The 16,717-nt window shown below is 65.2% G+C and carries 18 protein-coding genes and 1 tRNA gene; 6 read left to right on the top strand and 13 right to left on the bottom strand.

What is annotated here, in order from left to right:
• Positions 1-33: 33 nt before the first annotated feature.
• The gene (locus ON44_RS01540) at positions 34-546 is read right to left on the bottom strand and encodes a DUF4190 domain-containing protein (protein WP_040685939.1); all 513 of its coding nucleotides are present in this window, start codon (positions 544-546) and stop codon (positions 34-36) included.
• A gap of 29 nt (positions 547-575) precedes the next feature.
• Between ON44_RS01540 and ON44_RS01535 the strand changes: the two genes are divergently transcribed.
• Positions 576-1,358: a queuosine precursor transporter gene (locus ON44_RS01535; RefSeq protein WP_040685938.1), complete on the top strand. Its 783-nt coding sequence runs from the start codon at positions 576-578 to the stop codon at positions 1,356-1,358.
• 325 nt (positions 1,359-1,683) lie between these two features.
• Here ON44_RS01535 and tgt read toward each other — a convergent pair whose 3' ends face one another.
• The 5 genes from tgt to ON44_RS01510 all read right to left on the bottom strand — a co-directional run bounded on the left by tgt (position 1,684) and on the right by ON44_RS01510 (position 8,033).
• The gene (gene tgt / locus ON44_RS01530) at positions 1,684-2,919 is read right to left on the bottom strand and encodes a tRNA guanosine(34) transglycosylase Tgt (protein WP_245566969.1); all 1,236 of its coding nucleotides are present in this window, start codon (positions 2,917-2,919) and stop codon (positions 1,684-1,686) included.
• Positions 2,920-3,083: 164 nt separating this feature from the next.
• Positions 3,084-4,997: an ABC transporter ATP-binding protein gene (locus tag ON44_RS01525; protein ID WP_040685936.1), complete on the bottom strand. Its 1,914-nt coding sequence runs from the start codon at positions 4,995-4,997 to the stop codon at positions 3,084-3,086.
• Positions 4,994-6,802: an ABC transporter ATP-binding protein gene (locus ON44_RS01520; protein ID WP_083897585.1), complete on the bottom strand. Its 1,809-nt coding sequence runs from the start codon at positions 6,800-6,802 to the stop codon at positions 4,994-4,996. Before ON44_RS01520 ends, ON44_RS01525 begins: the two co-directional genes overlap by 4 nt.
• Before the next feature lie 104 nt (positions 6,803-6,906).
• Positions 6,907-7,401: an RrF2 family transcriptional regulator gene (locus tag ON44_RS01515; RefSeq protein ID WP_040685935.1), complete on the bottom strand. Its 495-nt coding sequence runs from the start codon at positions 7,399-7,401 to the stop codon at positions 6,907-6,909.
• 38 nt (positions 7,402-7,439) lie between these two features.
• A complete protein-coding gene (locus ON44_RS01510) occupies positions 7,440-8,033 on the bottom strand; it encodes a TetR/AcrR family transcriptional regulator (RefSeq protein ID WP_040685934.1) in 594 nt (197 codons plus the stop codon).
• A 212-nt stretch (positions 8,034-8,245) separates the two neighbouring features.
• Here ON44_RS01510 and ON44_RS01505 point away from each other — a divergent pair, with 212 nt between their 5' ends.
• Positions 8,246-10,543: an MMPL family transporter gene (locus tag ON44_RS01505; protein ID WP_040685933.1), complete on the top strand. Its 2,298-nt coding sequence runs from the start codon at positions 8,246-8,248 to the stop codon at positions 10,541-10,543.
• Positions 10,544-10,735: 192 nt separating this feature from the next.
• On the opposite strand, the gene ON44_RS01500 is transcribed toward ON44_RS01505, so the two are convergent.
• Complete coding sequence (locus tag ON44_RS01500; protein WP_040685932.1) at positions 10,736-10,921, bottom strand: hypothetical protein; 186 nt, start codon at positions 10,919-10,921, stop codon at positions 10,736-10,738.
• A gap of 303 nt (positions 10,922-11,224) precedes the next feature.
• Between ON44_RS01500 and ON44_RS01495 the strand changes: the two genes are divergently transcribed.
• Both ON44_RS01495 and ON44_RS51840 read left to right on the top strand, forming a co-directional pair.
• The gene (locus tag ON44_RS01495; RefSeq protein ID WP_218007500.1) at positions 11,225-11,719 is read left to right on the top strand and encodes an EamA family transporter; all 495 of its coding nucleotides are present in this window, start codon (positions 11,225-11,227) and stop codon (positions 11,717-11,719) included.
• Positions 11,719-11,895 carry a hypothetical protein gene (locus ON44_RS51840; protein WP_245566968.1) on the top strand — a complete coding sequence of 59 codons (177 nt, stop codon included), beginning with the start codon at positions 11,719-11,721 and terminating at the stop codon, positions 11,893-11,895. Before ON44_RS01495 ends, ON44_RS51840 begins: the two co-directional genes overlap by 1 nt.
• On the opposite strand, the gene ON44_RS01490 is transcribed toward ON44_RS51840, so the two are convergent.
• Both ON44_RS01490 and ON44_RS01485 read right to left on the bottom strand, forming a co-directional pair.
• Entirely contained in the window at positions 11,892-12,092 is a 201-nt protein-coding gene (locus ON44_RS01490; protein WP_040685964.1) for a hypothetical protein, read from the bottom strand. The genes ON44_RS51840 and ON44_RS01490 overlap by 4 nt on opposite strands.
• A gap of 164 nt (positions 12,093-12,256) precedes the next feature.
• Entirely contained in the window at positions 12,257-12,472 is a 216-nt protein-coding gene (locus ON44_RS01485) for a hypothetical protein (RefSeq protein ID WP_040685931.1), read from the bottom strand.
• A 239-nt stretch (positions 12,473-12,711) separates the two neighbouring features.
• Between ON44_RS01485 and ON44_RS49830 the strand changes: the two genes are divergently transcribed.
• A complete protein-coding gene (locus ON44_RS49830; RefSeq protein ID WP_157187020.1) occupies positions 12,712-12,885 on the top strand; it encodes a hypothetical protein in 174 nt (57 codons plus the stop codon).
• Between the two features lie 812 nt (positions 12,886-13,697).
• Here ON44_RS49830 and ON44_RS01480 read toward each other — a convergent pair.
• From ON44_RS01480 to ON44_RS01470, 3 genes are all read right to left on the bottom strand, one after another.
• A tRNA-Ser gene (locus ON44_RS01480) sits at positions 13,698-13,788 on the bottom strand.
• Positions 13,789-13,849: 61 nt separating this feature from the next.
• Positions 13,850-14,284 carry a nucleoside deaminase gene (locus ON44_RS01475; RefSeq protein WP_040685963.1) on the bottom strand — a complete coding sequence of 145 codons (435 nt, stop codon included), beginning with the start codon at positions 14,282-14,284 and terminating at the stop codon, positions 13,850-13,852.
• A 28-nt stretch (positions 14,285-14,312) separates the two neighbouring features.
• Positions 14,313-14,852, bottom strand: coding sequence for a tRNA adenosine deaminase-associated protein (locus tag ON44_RS01470; protein ID WP_040685930.1), 540 nt, complete (start codon positions 14,850-14,852; stop codon positions 14,313-14,315).
• Positions 14,853-14,910: 58 nt separating this feature from the next.
• Here ON44_RS01470 and ON44_RS01465 point away from each other — a divergent pair, with 58 nt between their 5' ends.
• The gene (locus ON44_RS01465; protein ID WP_040685929.1) at positions 14,911-15,861 is read left to right on the top strand and encodes a prephenate dehydrogenase; all 951 of its coding nucleotides are present in this window, start codon (positions 14,911-14,913) and stop codon (positions 15,859-15,861) included.
• A 262-nt stretch (positions 15,862-16,123) separates the two neighbouring features.
• Here the strand turns inward: ON44_RS01465 and ON44_RS01460 are convergent, their stop codons facing one another.
• Positions 16,124-16,639: a putative glycolipid-binding domain-containing protein gene (locus ON44_RS01460; protein WP_040685928.1), complete on the bottom strand. Its 516-nt coding sequence runs from the start codon at positions 16,637-16,639 to the stop codon at positions 16,124-16,126.
• Positions 16,640-16,717 lie beyond the last annotated feature (78 nt).

The following is a 16,717-nucleotide window of genomic DNA, read 5'->3' as shown; positions in this document are numbered from 1 at the left end:
CGAATTCGGGAGCGCCCCTGATGTTTTCGAGTCTTATGTCGTCGAAAGCGCGACGTTGAGAATCACGTAGACGATGGCGAGCACGATACCGCCCGCACCCACCCAGATACCGGCCAGCGCCAGGCCGCGGCCCTCCTGTCCGCGCTCCTTGATCTGGTTGAGCGCGATGACACCGAGCACGATCCCGACGATCGAACCGATGCAGGTGCACAGCCCGACCACCGAGGCGACCAGCGAACCGATTGCGAGTCCATTAGTGCCCTGGGCCTGCTGCGGATAGCCGTACGGCTGATACGCGCCCGGATAGGCCGGGGTCTGCGGGTACGGCTGCTGCGCGCCGGCGACCGGCTGCTGCGGGTAGCTCGGGTACTGCGACTGCGGCTGAGGTGGCGGCGTCGGAGCCGGCTGCTGCGGGTACTGCGGCGCGGAAGGGTACTGCGGTGCCGAGGGGTACTGCGGTACCGACCCCTGGGAGCCAGCCTCCGGCGACACACCTTCGCCGCCGTACTGTTTCCACCATTCGTCGGAATCGCCGGGATTCGTCATTGCTACAGCCTATTCCACAACCTGGTTGGATGAAGCGCGTGAGTGAGTCCAAAACAGTTGAAGAACACCCAGAATCTGGGGGCCCCGCGGCGGCCCACGCGGCATTCGCCGTCGCCGCGCGGGGCTACTACACCCCCGTCGTCGCCCTGTTCACCGCGACGCTGATCATCTCGAATATCTGCGCAACCAAAGGCGTTCAATTCTTCACCGATCATTCGGTGAAACTGGGCCCCATCGAGATCCTGCCGATCTCCACCGACGGTGCGTGGTTCCTGTTCCCCCTGGCCTACATCATCGGCGACGTGCTCAGCGAGGTATACGGCTTCAAGGCCGCCCGCCGGGCCATCTACTACGGCTTCGCCATCCTGCTGCTCGCGGTCGTCTGCTTCAAGATCGCCATCGAGCTGCCCGCCGCGACCTTCTACGACAATCAGGAAGCCTTCCGATCCGTCATCGGCACCACCCCGCAGCTGGTCGCCGCGGGCCTGGCCGGGTACTTCGTCGGCGAGATGCTGAATTCGGCCTCGCTGGTACTTATCAAGGAGAAGACCAAGGAGAAACACCTGTGGGCGCGGCTGATCGGCTCCACGATCGTCGGCGAATTCGGTGACACGCTGATCTTCTGCTCGATCGCGGCCACCGCCATCGGCATCGACAGCTGGGGACAGTTCGTGAACTACGTGATCGTCGGCTTCGTCTGGAAGACGCTCGCCGAGGTCATCGTGCTGCCGATCACCTACCGCGTGATCGCCTTCCTGAAGAAGCACGAGCCGAGCTACGCGCCGCGCGAAACTCCCGCGCTCCTGAGCTGAAAGTTATTACGCCGCAGGCCCGCTCGGGGCGCAATCACGACGGAGCGAGTCTTACGAGCGACCTTTCACGGCCCGTCTCGCGTCCGAGTCGGCGCTCCCGACGCATCGCGAGGTGCTCGAGCGGACCCGGGGTAATCACCAGAAGTGCCGAAGCAGTAAGGATCCAAGCCCTTCCCAGCAACCACGGAGCGAGTTTTACGAGCGACCCGTTCGCGGCCCGTCTCGCGTCCGAGTCGTCGAAGCGCATGCGACGAAGTCGCGAGTCTCGACGGCTCGGACGCGAGACACAGGGGGCCGCGAACACGCAGCGCCGCAGGCGCTGCAATCAGACACCGCCTTTCCAGCGGCCCAACGTTTCGGCCTTGTACTCGTCGAAGTAGCCGCCCTCGATGCTCTCGCGAATCCGGTCGACCAGCCGAATCGTGTAGCGCTCGTTGTGAATTGTGCACAGCGTCGAGGCCAGCATCTCCTTGGCCTTGAACAGGTGATGGATATAGGCCCGGGTGTAGTTCGCGCAGGTGTAGCAGTCGCAGGTGTCGTCGATCGGGGTGAAGTCGCGGCGGAATCTGGCGGTATTGATATTGAATCTGCCCTCGGCGACATAGATCGCCGCATTGCGCGCAACCCGGGACGGGTTCACACAGTCGAAGGTGTCCGCTCCGTTCTCCACCGCGACGAACACGTCCTCCGGTTCGCTGATGCCGAGCATATGCCGCGGCTTGTCCTCGGGCAGTTCATCGCAGCACCAGCCGACGATAGTTCCGAGATTGTGTTTCTCCAGCGCACCGCCGATGCCGTAACCGTCGAAACCCGTTCCGGCACTGCCGCGCAGCGATTCCAGCTCCCGGCAGGCCTTGCGCCGTAGGTCTTCGTACTGTGCGCCCTGGATCACCGCGAACAGCGCCTGATACGGGCGATGCGCGCGCGCGGCGGTCAGCCGTTCGTGCTCGTCGATGCAGCGCTGCGCCCATTCGTGCGTGCGCTGCAGCGACTTCTCCTGGTAGGCGCGGGTATTCAGCAGGGTGGTCAGCTCGTCGAAGGCGAACATGATGTCCGCGCCGAGTTGATGCTGGATGCCCATCGAAACCTCCGGGGTGAACCGGTGTTTCGAGCCGTCGAGGTGCGAGCGGAAGGTGACGCCGTCATCGTCGACGGTGGCCAAGCGCTCTTTGCCCTTGGCGATCACGTCATCACTTCGGACGTCGACCGCCTCCATCGCCAGCACCTTCTTGAAGCCGACACCCAGCGACATCACCTGGAAGCCGCCGCTGTCGGTGAAGGTCGGGCCGGGCCAGTTCATGAATTCGCTCAGCCCACCCGCCTCGTCGACGATATCCGAGCCCGGCTGCAGGTACAGGTGGTAGGCATTCGCCAGCAGTGCCTGCGCGCCGAGTTCCTTCATGGTCTCGGGCAGCACCGCCTTGACCGTTGCCTTGGTGCCGACCGGAATGAATGCGGGCGTCGCGATATCACCGTGCGGTGTGCTGATCACGCCCGTTCGACCGTGTCGCCCCGGGATACGGGTACCAACGGTGAACGAGAAAGCTCCAGGATCAGCCACGCCGTACATCCTCTCAGGCACTCCGTAGTGCCCCACACCACGCTGTCGCACAGCCAACAGGCATCGCGCTCCCCGCACCCACTGCACACGATGTGTCTCACCACCATCCTGGCAATGGGCGCACCCGTTATGCGCGATAGCTGCCGGGTATGCGGCGCCGCGGGTCAGGCTTCGGCGGCGGCCGCGGCGAACTGGGCGTTGTAGAGGCGGTAGTAGGCGCCGCGTTCTTCGAGGAGGCGCTCGTGGTTGCCGTGTTCGACAATGCGGCCCGCCTCCATGACGACGATCAGGTCGGCGTCACGGATGGTGGACAGGCGGTGGGCGATGACGAAACTGGTGCGGTCCCGGCGCAGGGCGGCGGTCGCGTGCTGGACCAGCGCCTCGGTGCGGGTGTCGACCGAACTCGTCGCCTCGTCCAGGACCAGGATGGACGGCTTGGCCAGGAAGGCGCGGGCAATGGTGATCAGCTGCTTCTCACCAGCGCTGACGCCCGAACCCTCCTCATCGATGACCGTGTCGTAACCGTGCGGCAGCGCGTGTACGAAGCGGTCGACATAGGCGGCGCGGGCGGCCTCGAGAATATCCGCCTCGCTCGCATTCGGATTGCCGTAGGCGATGTTCTCCCGGATGGTGCCCTTGAACAGCCAGGTGTCCTGCAGCACCATGCCGATCCTGGAACGCAGGTGATCGCGGGTGATATCGGTGATATCGACGCCGTCGATGGTGATGGTGCCCGCATCGAGTTCATAGAACCGCAGCAGCAGATTCACCAGGGTGGTCTTGCCCGCACCGGTCGGACCGACGATGGCGACCACGTGTCCCGGCTCCGCGACCAGCGACAGCCGCTCGATGACCGGCGTCTCCGGTTCGTAGCGGAACGACACCGCCTCGAACTCGACCCGGCCGCGATCGACCGGACGGGTGTTCTCCATGACCGGATCCGCCGACTGCTCCTCGGCATCGAGGATCTCGAAGATCCGCTCGGCCGATGCGACGCCGGATTGCAGCAGGTTGGCCATCGCGCCGATCTGGGTCAGCGGCTGGCTGAACTGCCGGGAGTACTGGATGAAGGCCTGCACCTCACCGAGCGACAGATTGCCGGTCGCCACTCGCAGACCGCCGACCAGCGCCACCAGCACGAAGTTCACATTCCCGAGGAACATGATCGCGGGCATGATCAGCCCGGAGATGAACTGCGCCTTGAAACTCGACTCGTAGAGATCGTTGTTGCGCTTATCGAATTCCTGACCGACCTCGCGATTGCGGCCGAATGCGGTGACCACCTCGTGCCCGGTAAAGGCCTCCTCGACCTGGGCGTTCACCATGCCGGTGTACTTCCACTGGTTCACGAAGTGCGGTTTGGAGCGTTTGGCGATCTGCGTGGTGACCACGATCGCGGCGGGCACCGTGAGCAGGGCGATCAACGCGAGCAGCGGCGAAATCCAGAACATCATGATCAGGATGCCGACCACCGAGAACAGCGAAAGGATCAGCTGGCTCATGGTCTGCTGCAGGGTCTGCGACACATTGTCGACGTCATTGGTGACGCGGCTGAGCAGGTCACCGCGCGGTGTGGAATCGAAGTAGCGCAACGGAAGTCGATGGATCTTGTCCTCGACATCGCTGCGCAGCCGCTTCACCGTGCGGTTGATGACGATATTGAGCAGGAAGGACTGCAGCCAGCTGAAGACCGCGGCGCCGATATAGAGCAGCAGCACCAGCATCAGCACCCGGCCGACCGCACCGAAATCCACACCGACACCCGGGGTGACATCCATCGCGCCGAGCATGTCGGCGAGGGTGTTGTTGCCCGCGGCCCGCAGGCGCTGGATCGCCTCTTCTTTGGTGATGCCACTCGGCAATTGGCGGCCGACGACACCATCGAACACCACGTTGGTGGCCTTGCCGAGGATGTAAGGGCCGAGCGTATTCAGCACCACCGAGATGATCGCGAGCGCGACGATCACGCCGACATACACGCGCTCGGGGGCCAGCCTGCGCAACAGCCGCTGCAGCGACGGACCGAACGATTTCGCTTTCGCATCCGGCGCACCGGGATTCACCGCTCCGGGTCTCATCGGATCTCCTCCCGCCGGGTCCGATACCCGTCACCGCTCGCATCGGGCGGCGCTACGTTGCGCTTGGCGAGCACGACGGCCTCGTCGGCGCCGAGCTGCGAGGCGACGATCTCCTGGTATTCCGCGCAATCGCGCATCAACTGCTCATGGGTACCGATCCCGGCGATGACGCCGTCCTCGAGCACCACGATCTGATCTGCATCGCGGATGGTGGTAACCCGTTGCGCCACAATGATTACCGAGGCATCCCTGGTCTCCGGCCGCAATGCCTCGCGAAGTCGGGCATCGGTGGCGACGTCGAGTGCGGAGAACGAATCGTCGAACAGGTAGACCCGCGGCTTCTTCACCAGCGCCCGCGCGATGGCCAACCGCTGACGCTGCCCACCCGAAACAGTGGTGCCGCCCTGCGCGACCGGTGTCTGCAAACCCTGTGGCATATCGCGCACGAAGTCGGCGGCCTGGGCGATCTCCAGACATCGCCACAGTTCCTCGTCGGTGGCGTCCGGATTGCCGTAGCGCAGATTGCCGGCGATGGTGCCGGAGAACAGATATGCCTTCTGCGGCACCAGTCCGATCTGTTCGCGCAGCAATTCGAGGTCGATGTGACGGACATCGGTGCCGCCGACGTAGACCGCACCATCGGTCACATCGATGAGCCGGGGAATCAGATTGAGCAGTGTCGTCTTGCCCGCGCCGGTGGAGCCCACGATCGCCGTGGTCGTACCCGGCTCGACCTGGAACCGGATCGCCGACAGCACCGGTTTGTCCGCACCGGGAAAGGCGAATTCGGCGAATTGCAGATCGACCTGGGCCGGATCGCCCTTGAACGCCTGCGGCAGCCGCGGCGGCAGCACCGAGGTCTCGGTCTCGAGCACCTCACCGATCCGGTCGGCCGAGACGGCCGCGCGCGGCGCCATCATGGCCAGAAACGAGGCCATCATGACGGCCATCAGGATCTGCATGATGTAGGACAGCATCGCGGTGAGCGAGCCGATCTGCATTTTGTCGTCATTGATGAGGTGTCCGCCGAACCAGATCACCGCGACGGCGGTGATATTGCTGATCAGCATGACCAGCGGGAACATCAGCGCCATCAGCCGCCCGACCCGCAGCGAGGATTCGGTGAGTTCGGTGTTGGCCACTCCGAAGCGCCAGGTCTCCTGCCGTTCGCGCACGAACGCGCGCACCACCCGGATGCCGGTGATCTGCTCGCGCAACACCCGGTTGACCTCATCGATCCGATGCTGCATATCGCGGAAGCCGGGCACCATCTTCGCCACGATGACACCCATCGAAATGGCAAGTGCGGGCACCGCGATGAGCAGCAGCCAGGACAGCCCGAGGTCCTCGCGCAGCGCCATGAAGATGCCGCCGATACACATGATCGGCGCCATCACCAGGATGGTCGCCGACATCACGATCAGCAGCTGAACCTGCTGAATATCGTTGGTATTGCGGGTGATAAGCGAGGGCGCGCCGAACATGCCGATCTCGCGCGCGGAGAAGGTGCCGACCCGGTGCAGCACAGCGCCGCGCAGATCCCGACCCGCGCCCATCGCGGCCTGCGCGCCCAGATAGACCGAGCAGGCCGAGGCGATGATCTGCACGCCGGTGACCGCGAGCATCCACAGACCGGTGGTCCAGATGTAGCCGATATCGCCCTTGGTGACACCGTTATCGATCAGGTCGGCGTTCAGGGTCGGCAGGTACAGCATCGCGATGACCGAGATGAGTTGTAGGCCGACGACGCCCGCCAATTGGGCCCGGTAGGGGGCCAGATGAGTGCGAAGCAGTCTGATCAGCATGATGAAAAGGAGGCTACCGGCAATCCGCACGGTCCGTCGCGAACATTCCTGACCAGCAGCGATGTTCGCGCGCGAGGATTTCGGCCGGTGTGGTTCGATTCGAATTATCGTCGCGCCCAGGCACCGGGATCCTCGGTGAGCGTCCCGATGAATCCGGGCAGCCGGTCCTGCGCGATGTCATCGATGGAGACATTCTCCAGCACCACACGAATATTCACCCGCAGCGCGATCCACACCCGCTGCAACGGTTCGGCCGCACCCGGATACCGCACATCCTCCGGACGCTCGCCGCGCACCGAGGCCAGCGGGCCCTCGATCGCGCGGATCACGTCGGCGATGGAGATCTGCGCGGCCGGGCGGGCCAGCCAATAGCCGCCGTCCGGGCCGCGCCTACTGGTCACCAGATCAGCTCTGCGCAATTCGGCGAGTACGGTCTCGAGCACCTTGGGCGGAATATGCTGCGCGGTCGAAATCGCCTCGGCCTTCACCACCGGGGCGACCTGCACGGCGACGCGATCCGACGCACGGTGGATCTGCGGTGCGCGGGCGATCTCCAATAGGGTCCGCACCGCGTAATCGACCCTCGCGGTGATGTGCACGGCGGCTACTCCCTGGCCTCTTCGGTGTTCGAACGAATCTACGCGGTATGGCAGCCGGTCAGAACACAGGTGGCCGCGTCCAGAAGTGTGCGCTCCACCACGGAATCCTCCACGCCGGGCACGAGTTCGGTGGACAACAGCGCGACCCCGAGTACCTCGAGTGCCGCACTGGCGCGCAGCTTGGCCACATCGTCGGCGCCGGGTCCGGCGAGCCATTCGCGCAGCACCCGAGTCGAATCCAGCATGTCCGGATACCGGTCGGCCATGACATTGATGATCGCGACGGTGTCGCGGACGCACAGCGCACCCGCGTCGCGATGGCGGATCATGCCGCGCAAATAGGCGCGCAAAACGGCTCGCACGCCCTCCTCGTCATGCGGGACCGCATCGATATCCTCGATCACCGAGCGCAGGTGATCCACGATCGGATCGACGATCGCGAGTAACAGATCTAACTTCGAGGCGTAGTGATAGTAGAGCGAAGCCTTTGTGATTCCTACCGCATCCGCGACCTCGCGCAGGCTCGTCTGTTCGAAACCCTTGGCCCCGAACAGCTTTACCGCAGCGTCGCGAATTGCCATTTTTGTGCCGCTACCTGCGACAACAGCGTCGCGTGCGTCACGAACAATCATGGGATGATCCTCTCACCACTTATGCGCCGAGCTAACGTTGCCACCAGAATTGAGGTTGTACCTCCGCTTAGCTCCTGGGTAGTCTACCTACCGCACGGTAGGCAGAAAGCGTCAATGGAGGCGGGGGTCGGCAGGGCAATCCCCGCGAGTGCTGTCTACGCGCCACGAACCAGCACGTAACCAGCCATCGCCATCGCTAGGAGAACCCCTTCGTGTCCGTTTATCTGTATAGATGGGGGAAGTTCGCTTTCCGCCGGAAATGGATAGTGCTTCCGGTCTGGATTGTCCTCTTCCTGCTGCTCGGCGGCCTCGGCGCGCAGCTCAAAGAGCCGATGACCAATGACTTCAGCATGCCGGCGCTGCCGTCCGCCCGTGCCAACGACATTCTCGACAAGCACTTTCCCGGCGCCTCCGACGCCTTCAAATTCGACGCCGTCACCGGCACCTATGTCATTGCCGCACCCGATGGCCAGAAGCTGACCGATCCGGCGAACCGGGCCGCGCTGGAGGCCTTCATCGCCAAGCTCGGCACGCTCGACATCGTCGACCACAGCAAGCCGGTGATGGATCCGGTCGAGGCCGCCGAGAAGTCGGGCTGCATCACCGACCCGGATCCGTCCAAGTGCAGTGGCGCACCGCTGAACGTGCTCAGCAAGACGGCGCCCGACTCGGTCGCCTTCTTCAGCGTCCCGTTCACCATCAAGAAGTTCACCGACGTCACCGACGAACAGCGCGAAGCGGCCTACAACGTCGCCAGCGATGCCCGCAATGCCGGGCTGCAGGTGGAGATGAGCGGCTCGATCGCGCAGAAGAACGAGGGACCCAGCGGTAAGTCCGAGCAGATCGGCATGGGCATCGCGCTGGTCGTCATGATCATCGCCTTCGGTGCCATTGTCGCCGCCTTCGTGCCGATCATCACCGCGATCGTCGGCCTCGGCGCGGCCACCTCGCTGATCTTCCTCGGTACCTCGATCATCGAGGTACCCAGCTTCACCACCTTCCTCGCGTCCATGATCGGCATCGCCCTGTCGATCGACTACGCGCTGTTCATCGTGTCGCGCTACAAACACGAACTGGCGGTGCAGGATTCGCCGGAGGAGGCGGCCGGTACGGCACTCGGTACGGCGGGCTCGGCGGTGGTGTTCGCCGGTCTGACCGTCATCATCGCGCTCGGCGGACTCAGCATCGTCGGCGTCCAGTTCATGACGTTCATGGGCCTGGGTGGTGCGATCGCCGCGGCGTTCGCCGTGCTCACCGCCATCACGCTGATGCCGGCGCTGCTCGGCGCGTTCGGCCGGTTCCTGTTCAAGCCGAAGCTGCCGATCGTGGCCCAGCACGATCCCGAGGACGACAAGTCGGTCACCAACGGCATGCGCGTCGGCCGTTTGATCGGCAAGGCGCCCGCGGTGACGCTGCTGCTCAGCGTGGTCGTGCTGGGTCTGCTCGCCGCACCCGCCGCCGGTCTGAACCTCGGCCTGCCGGGCGACGACAGCCAGCCGAAGACCTCCACCATCCGCAAGGCCTACGAGCTGCGCACCGAGGGCTTCGGTGAGGGCAGCAACGGCGTGCTGAATGTCGCGGTCGACCTCACCAATGTGCCCGCCGACCGGCGCGAGGCCGCGGTGACCGCGCTGCGATCCAAGCTCGCGTCCTACTCGGGCATGGATTACGTGACCGAGCCCAAGTGGAGTGGTGAGGACAAGGCGGGCGCACTGCTCGACGGCGTGCCCAAGTCGGGTCCGAACAACCAGGCCACCAAGGATCTGGTCAGTGACGCCCGCGATGCCGAGGCGCAGATGCAGTCCGAGTACGGCATCGAATACGGCATCACCGGCACCACGGCGATCTTCGCCGATGTCGACCATGTGCTGCTGAGCAAGATCGTGCCGTATCTGGCGATCGTGGCCGGTGCCGCATTCCTGCTGCTGATCCTGGTATTCCGCTCGATCCTGGTGCCGCTGACCGCGGCGCTCGGCTTCCTGCTCTCGATGGCGGCCACCTTCGGTGCGACGGTGCTGGTCTTCCAGGAGGGCAAGCTCGGGCTGATCGAGGATCCGCATCCGCTGGTCAGCTTCCTGCCGATCATGCTGATCGGCCTGGTGTTCGGCCTGGCCATGGATTACCAGGTGTTCCTGGTGACCCGGATGCGCGAGGAGTTCGTCAACGGCAAGTCGCCGAAGGATGCGATGGTCGCCGGTTATCACCACGGCGCCCGGGTCGTCACCTCGGCCGCGATCATCATGATCGCCGTATTCGGTTCCTTCTTGCTGGAAACCGATATCACCGCGAAATCCATGGGCTTCGCGCTGGCGGCGGGCGTATTGATCGACGCGTTCATCGTCCGGATGGTCGTGATCCCCTCGCTGCTGGTGCTGATGGGTAAGTGGTCCTGGTGGATTCCGAAGTGGCTGGATCGGATCCTGCCGGATATCGACGTCGAGGGCGCGAAGCTGCGTGAGCTGCAGCAGCGGTCCGCGGAGACGGTGAAGGTGCCGGTCGGCGTGAGCTGATCGGAATAAGCGGCTCGGCCCCGCACCCGGATTCGGGTGCGGGGCCGAATGCGTTTCGGGGCGACTGTGTTTTCGTGACAGCAGGCGCCCGACGAGATGCGACAGCCGGTATGGGGCGGCTGAGCTTCGAATTCGGCACGCTCCCACTGGAATTCGCCGATGACCACTCGAATTCCGATGGGAGACCGGGTATTACTGACTGGGCTGCGGGAGGTTACACTCCTCGATCTTCGGGTTCACACCCATGTAGTTGAGCGGACCGGCCAGCGCCGTCACGGCAATGGTGCCGAAACCAGCACAGTTGATCGGGGCGCTGTCGAAGTTGTGACGCTGACCTGCGGCGACAACGCCGACGACCAGCCAGATCAGCAGAAGCATCGCAAAAAGTCGCGCACCAGCGGAGGGCGCTGGTCTCGGGTGGGTCACACGCTCGCGCATCGTCATCGCTTCCTTTCGCACTCGCGTACCAACTCGGATACCCGCACGCGAGACGATCACTCTCCGGCCGGATGAGCGCTTGTGCCGATCACCACAGATCGGGCGTCGATCGGCAAGGTAAGCACCGTTTTCGAGAAACCGACCAGTCCATTGTCATTTACTTAGGACACCTAGCTTTCGGCTGTAAAGGTTCAGCCACGCGCGGCTCGCGCGGTGCCCGCGCCCATCCTCATCCTCGCCGCTATGGTCAGTATCCAACTGGGTGCGGGCTTGGCCAAGTATCTGTTCGAGATCATCGGCGCCAGCACGGCGGCAAGTGTGCGTCTGGCCTTCGCGGGCGCCATCGCACTGCTGCTGTGGCGGCCCTCGCTGCGCGTCGACCGCGCGGCACTGCCCGGCATCATCGGTCTCGGTGTCGCCGTCGCCGCGATGAATCTGTGCTTCTATGCCGCCATCGAACGCATACCGCTCGGTATGGCGGTCGCCCTGGACTTCCTCGGACCGCTCACCGTTGCGGTCATCGCCTCGCGTCGACCCCGCGATCTGGTGTGGACGGTGGTGGCCGGGCTGGGTGTGCTGTTGATGGTGAAGACCGGCGGTCCGGTGTCGTGGACCGGCGTACTGTTCGCGATTGCCGCGGGCGCGGGGTGGGGTGCCTACATCGCGTGCAGCGAGTGCCGCACGCCATCGAACTCGAAGCGCTGCGCCGGATTTCGGCCGCCACCTTCGGTGTGCTGATGAGTCTGGAACCAGCGGTCGCGGCCGCGGCGGGACTGCTTCTGCTCGGCGAAGATCTCGCGCTCGTTCAGTGCGCCGGTATCGGCCTCGTCATCATCGCGTCGGCGGGCGCTTCCGGCGCCGGTTCTACGAAAACTCCTGAACCACAGCGGGATCTGGAGCCGGTGCCGCTCTAGGGACTCGGTTGCGGGACATTGCAATCGGCGATCTTCGGGTTCACGCCCATGTAGTTGAGCGGGCCCGCGAGGACGGTCAGGGCGATCGAGCCGAAGCCCGCACAGTTGATCGGACCACTGTCGAAATAGTGCCGCTGCCCCGACGCGACAACGCCGATGATCAACCAGATCACGATCAGCACGCTGCCAAGTTTCATCTCGCCCATATCTCTCCCGCGAACCGCGCACACGGAATTTCAGCGAATTATCGCATCGTGACGGGCGCGGGCGGGCGCGCCCGACCGCACGGCATGTCGCCGCCCGGCAGAGCACGCCCTGAGCCCTGAGGGTGGCCGAACCCTCGGAACTCAGCCCTCACGCACTACTGACTGGGTTGGGGCACATTGCAATCGTCGATCTTCGGATTCACCCCCATATAGTTGAGCGGACCGGCGATCACCGTCACCGCAATCGTGCCGAATCCGGCGCAATTGACCGGACCGCTGTCGAAGTAGTGCCGCTGCCCCGCGGCAACGACGCCGATCACCAGCCATATCAGCACCAGCAGACTGCCGAATCGAAAATAGGGCTCTCTCATCTAACTCTCGCGAATCAATCGGGCGCGGTTCGTACTGCACCGCATCGTCGCTGCGCACCCTCCCCGCGCTTACCTAATCGCCGTATACCCGCCCGCCGCTTACTTACCCAGGAAGTCCACAGTCGGCGAATTCGTTGATTCGGAGCAGCAACCCGGCCGCATCGCGCGGACCGAAATCGGTTGCGCGATCAGCGAGCATCTTCTGCAGCCATGCGGATTACCATCGAGGTATGGGTGGTATGAGGATCCAAATTGCCGTCCGACGTCCAGAAGTGGTCACGTTCATCGATGCACACAGCGACAATCGGACCGCGAGCGTCGTGGAGGCACTGATGCGTGTCCAACGCCGCAGGTTGGGCGAAGCCGAAGCGATCACCTTCGGTGTGCGCCAGGCTTTCCCGGACGCGAACTAGAGACGATCGGTCCCCCGGACCCGGCCGGAAAGGTGCGCCGGGCCCACGCGAGAACTCGTGCGCCCGGCGCTGAATCAGGTGGCAGCAACAGCGATTACAGCCACGACTCGCAGGCTGTCCGCCAAGTTGGGTCGACGATCTGGCGCGGCGCGGTGAACTGGAGCCAAAGCTGCATGCAGTGGATCGGCATTCCGACGGAGTAGTCGGCCAACCATTCGCGCTGCCGCCGCACAGGCACGCTGCGGAATGCCGCCTTGGACAGCCGGTGCCGTTCAGTACTCCCGTGCCGTGTCCGGAACCATGCGGCCCGCGTCGATCAGCACTTGCCTGGGCGCTTTCTTGCGCGGGCATTCCGCAGCGTCCGCGATGGCGCTGCATGGTCCACCACGCTTCGGACACGCTCGGCGGCACGTCCGGGCTTCATGCGGCCACAGTCCGACTACCGAGAAGTCCGAGCCTGATCATTCGACCCGGTTGCGCTTACGGGAGCCGGCTGCCCTGGCCGAACGGCGCGACATCGGTCGGGCCTCGGCCAAGATCTTGCGGAGCTGTTGGCGGAGACGCGGCGACTCGAAGACCAAGTTGGCTCCAAACTCGTTCTGCCGCTGGGAATTCGACAGGACTTGCCATCGAAGGCGATGAGGCCGAACTCGACCAGGCCGCCGACCGGATAGCGCGGGGCGAGCTAGAGACGAATATTGCCGTCATCAAGCAGGGCGAGCAGTTGCGCAGGCTCGTCCGGATGGCAGCCGCCGCTGAACCCGGAGTCGGCAAGAAAAAGCCCCACACCTGTGCTAACAGGTGCGGGGCTGTGGCGGTGGCGGAGGGATTTGAACCCTCGGAGGGGGGTTACCCCTCACACGCTTTCGAGGCGTGCTCCTTAGGCCGCTCGGACACGCCACCGCCGACAACCATACCGGACGGTGGGCGGATCGCTAAATCGGCTGTCGAGGGACTGGGTTGGTCAGCGTTGGGTGCGGAAGAAGACGTCGAGCAGGGCTGCGCATTCGGCTTCGAGGACGCCGCCGCGGACCTGTGGGCGGTGATTGAGACGGCGGTCACGAACTACGTCCCAAAGGGAGCCGACGGCACCGGTTTTCGGTTCCCAGGCGCCGAAGACCAGGCGGCCGACCCGGGCGAGTACCAGGGCGCCCGCGCACATGGTGCACGGTTCCAGGGTTACCGCGAGCGTGCACCCCTCCAGACGCCAACCGTCGCCGACGACGGCGGCGGCGCGGCGCAGGGCGAGGATCTCGGCGTGCGCGGTCGGGTCGCCGAGGGCCTCCCTGGCATTGGCCGCGCGCGCGAGCTCGCGGCCGCTGGCATCGAAGACCACGGCACCGACCGGTACGTCGCGATCGCCCGCATCGGCTGCGGCGGAGATCGCCGCGCGGACCATGTCGGTGTCGTCGGTGAGCAGGCCCACGTCAGCGAGGCAGCTTGTCCAGCACAGCCGTGAGTTCGTTGGCGAAACCGAGGCGCTGGGCGATCATGCCGAGCTGCTCATCCGGATAGAGATCGGTCTCGGCGAGGATCACGCTGAGCACGGGCTCGGGCAGGCCGAGGTCGGCGAGGACGCCTAGGTCGCCCTCCTCCCATGGCTCGATATCGTCGAGTTCGTCCGGATCGATGTCCGGAATTTCGACATTGAGTGCCTCGAGGACATCGGCGGCGATGTCGTAATCGATCGCGGCCGTCGCATCCGAGACCAGCATCCGGGTGCCGCTCGGCGCGGGCCGGAGCACGATGAAGAACTCGTCATCGATATCCAGCAATCCGAACACCGCACCGGAACTGCGCAATGCTTTGAGTTCTGTTTCCGCCGCGGACAAATCGGTGAGCGCGGCCTGACTCAGCGGACTACACCGCCATTGTCCTTCTTCGCGGACAACCGCCACTGCGAACCCTTCCACGTCGTCGTAATCGTCCGACGCAGCCTTGTTCGTGCCCGAGCGCTGTGCTGCCATGGCCGCAACGGTAGTCGGCTCGAGCCGAAATGTTGAAGTCGTATGCGAATCTGTTCCGATGACTCCTGACCAGAAAGCACCGGTGTGTGTCCTCGGGACAGGCTTGATCGGCGGTTCACTGCTGCGCGCCGCCGTCGGCGCGGGCTATGACGCGTGGGGTTACAACAGGTCAGAGGCGGGTGCGCAGGCCGCGCGGGCCGACGGATTCGATGTCACGGGGGATCTGCTCGGGGTACTGAGCCGGGCCGCCGATACCGATGCGCTGATCGTGGTCGCGGTGCCGATGCCCGCGGTGGACCACATCCTCGCCGAGGTGGCGACCTTCGCGCCGCGCTGCTCGCTCACCGATGTGGTGAGCGTCAAGGCGCCGGTGGCGGAGGCGGTGCGTCGGCACGGGCTCTCGGCTCGCTATGTCGGCGGGCACCCGATGGCCGGTACCTCCGAATCCGGTTGGGCGGCTACCGATCCCGGCCTGTTCCGCGATGCGGTGTGGGCGGTCGGAGTGGATGAGGGCACCCATCCTGAGCCGTGGCTTCGGGTGGCGCGGCTAGCGCTCGCCTGCGATGCGGTGGTCATCCCGGTGGTCGCGGACGAGCACGACCGGGCAGTGGCCCGGATATCCCATCTGCCGCATGTCCTGGCCGAGGCGCTGGCGGTGGCCGGTGCGGCGGGCGGCGAGCTGGCGCTCGGACTGGCCGCGGGTTCGTTCCGCGACGGCACCCGCGTCGCCGCCACCGCCCCCGACCTGGTCCGCGCCATCTGCGAACCGAACGCCACCGCCCTGCTGGACGTACTGGAGGAGACGCTCACCGTGCTCGGCGCGGCCCGCGACAGCCTCCGCGACGCAGGCACCCTGGTCGACCTCGTCGAAGCCGGGCACGACGGCCGCGAACGCTATGCAACAGCCCAGCGCTGGGAGATCACCGATATCCGCCCCGGCGACCACGACTGGCTGGAGGCGCTGCGCGAGGCAGGCCGGCGCGGCGGGGTGATCACCAAGCTGGACTGATCGCAGCGCGAGGCCCCGAACACCGAGGAGACAGCCTCATCGAGGCGCTCGCGAACGCGGCTGTGGGAATCACCGTCCGCCCCGGACGGGAGCGTTTGCGGCAAGCAGGCCGACGCGGCTGGGTGCTCACGAAGCTGGGAGCGACCCGCGCGCACCACATTGCGCGCCACGCCACAGTTCGCCCGGCGAATCCCTGCGCGGCGCGTGAAAATGTGCGCGGCGCCGCCGCAGCGATTCACGCGTGCAGGTGCGAGGCGCCGGGTCAGATGCGCTCGGCGAGACCCGGGTAGTCGAGGAGGAAGCCGTCGGCGTCGACGGTGACGGTGGCGCTGGAGACGGGAGAAAGCACGCTGATGCCGGTGGCGCCGCTGCTGTAGGTGAGACTGGCTTCCTGGACCAGGAGGTCGGGGAGGCGGACGTAGACGACCGGGACCTGGATGTTGTCGACGCCGTTCTGCAGGCCGAAGCGGCGGATGGGGAGGGTGTTGAAGAACGGGCTGAGTACGACGTCGACGTCGAGGGCGCCCGCGAAGGTGGAGCGGACGTGGCCGCCACCTGCATCGACGAGCCAGTAGTTCTCCTCGTCCCTCGCGATCGAGGCCTGGCGTTCCCCGGCGGCGGTGGTGCTGCGCAGGGACAGTCGCTTCGTGACGCCGTTCTCGTCGGTGACCAGGTCATACGACGCACTGAACGCTGGATGGTCGGCGCATTCGCCGCCGATCATGCGACCGGCGGCGCGGATGCGGTTGCCATTGAGCGTCACGCGGACGGACTCCATCCGTGACGCGTTGTGCGCGCGCCACGTGAGGATCGCCGGCCACCGCGATGTCGCCGGTTGGCTGTCGGGGCCGAGGTC

It is taken from the genome of Nocardia vinacea NBRC 16497 (assembly GCF_000308835.1).
Taxonomy (GTDB): domain Bacteria; phylum Actinomycetota; class Actinomycetes; order Mycobacteriales; family Mycobacteriaceae; genus Nocardia; species Nocardia vinacea.
This window is presented reverse-complemented; position numbering and strand designations above follow the sequence as displayed.

Bases quoted from the DNA above. Each gene is read 5' to 3' on its own strand.
- ON44_RS01540 (WP_040685939.1), bottom strand. From the start codon at position 546: ATGACGAATCCCGGCGATTCCGACGAATGGTGGAAACAGTACGGCGGC.
- ON44_RS01535 (WP_040685938.1), top strand. From the start codon at position 576: ATGAAGCGCGTGAGTGAGTCCAAAACAGTTGAAGAACACCCAGAATCT.
- ON44_RS01525 (WP_040685936.1), bottom strand. From the start codon at position 4,997: ATGAGACCCGGAGCGGTGAATCCCGGTGCGCCGGATGCGAAAGCGAAA.
- ON44_RS01520 (WP_083897585.1), bottom strand. From the start codon at position 6,802: ATGCTGATCAGACTGCTTCGCACTCATCTGGCCCCCTACCGGGCCCAA.
- ON44_RS01510 (WP_040685934.1), bottom strand. From the start codon at position 8,033: ATGATTGTTCGTGACGCACGCGACGCTGTTGTCGCAGGTAGCGGCACA.
- ON44_RS01500 (WP_040685932.1), bottom strand. From the start codon at position 10,921: ATGCTTCTGCTGATCTGGCTGGTCGTCGGCGTTGTCGCCGCAGGTCAG.
- ON44_RS01495 (WP_218007500.1), top strand. From the start codon at position 11,225: ATGGTCAGTATCCAACTGGGTGCGGGCTTGGCCAAGTATCTGTTCGAG.
- ON44_RS51840 (WP_245566968.1), top strand. From the start codon at position 11,719: ATGAGTCTGGAACCAGCGGTCGCGGCCGCGGCGGGACTGCTTCTGCTC.
- ON44_RS01490 (WP_040685964.1), bottom strand. From the start codon at position 12,092: ATGAAACTTGGCAGCGTGCTGATCGTGATCTGGTTGATCATCGGCGTT.
- ON44_RS01485 (WP_040685931.1), bottom strand. From the start codon at position 12,472: ATGAGAGAGCCCTATTTTCGATTCGGCAGTCTGCTGGTGCTGATATGG.
- ON44_RS49830 (WP_157187020.1), top strand. From the start codon at position 12,712: ATGAGGATCCAAATTGCCGTCCGACGTCCAGAAGTGGTCACGTTCATC.
- ON44_RS01475 (WP_040685963.1), bottom strand. From the start codon at position 14,284: ATGGTCCGCGCGGCGATCTCCGCCGCAGCCGATGCGGGCGATCGCGAC.
- ON44_RS01470 (WP_040685930.1), bottom strand. From the start codon at position 14,852: ATGGCAGCACAGCGCTCGGGCACGAACAAGGCTGCGTCGGACGATTAC.
- ON44_RS01465 (WP_040685929.1), top strand. From the start codon at position 14,911: ATGACTCCTGACCAGAAAGCACCGGTGTGTGTCCTCGGGACAGGCTTG.
- ON44_RS01460 (WP_040685928.1), bottom strand. From the start codon at position 16,639: ATGGAGTCCGTCCGCGTGACGCTCAATGGCAACCGCATCCGCGCCGCC.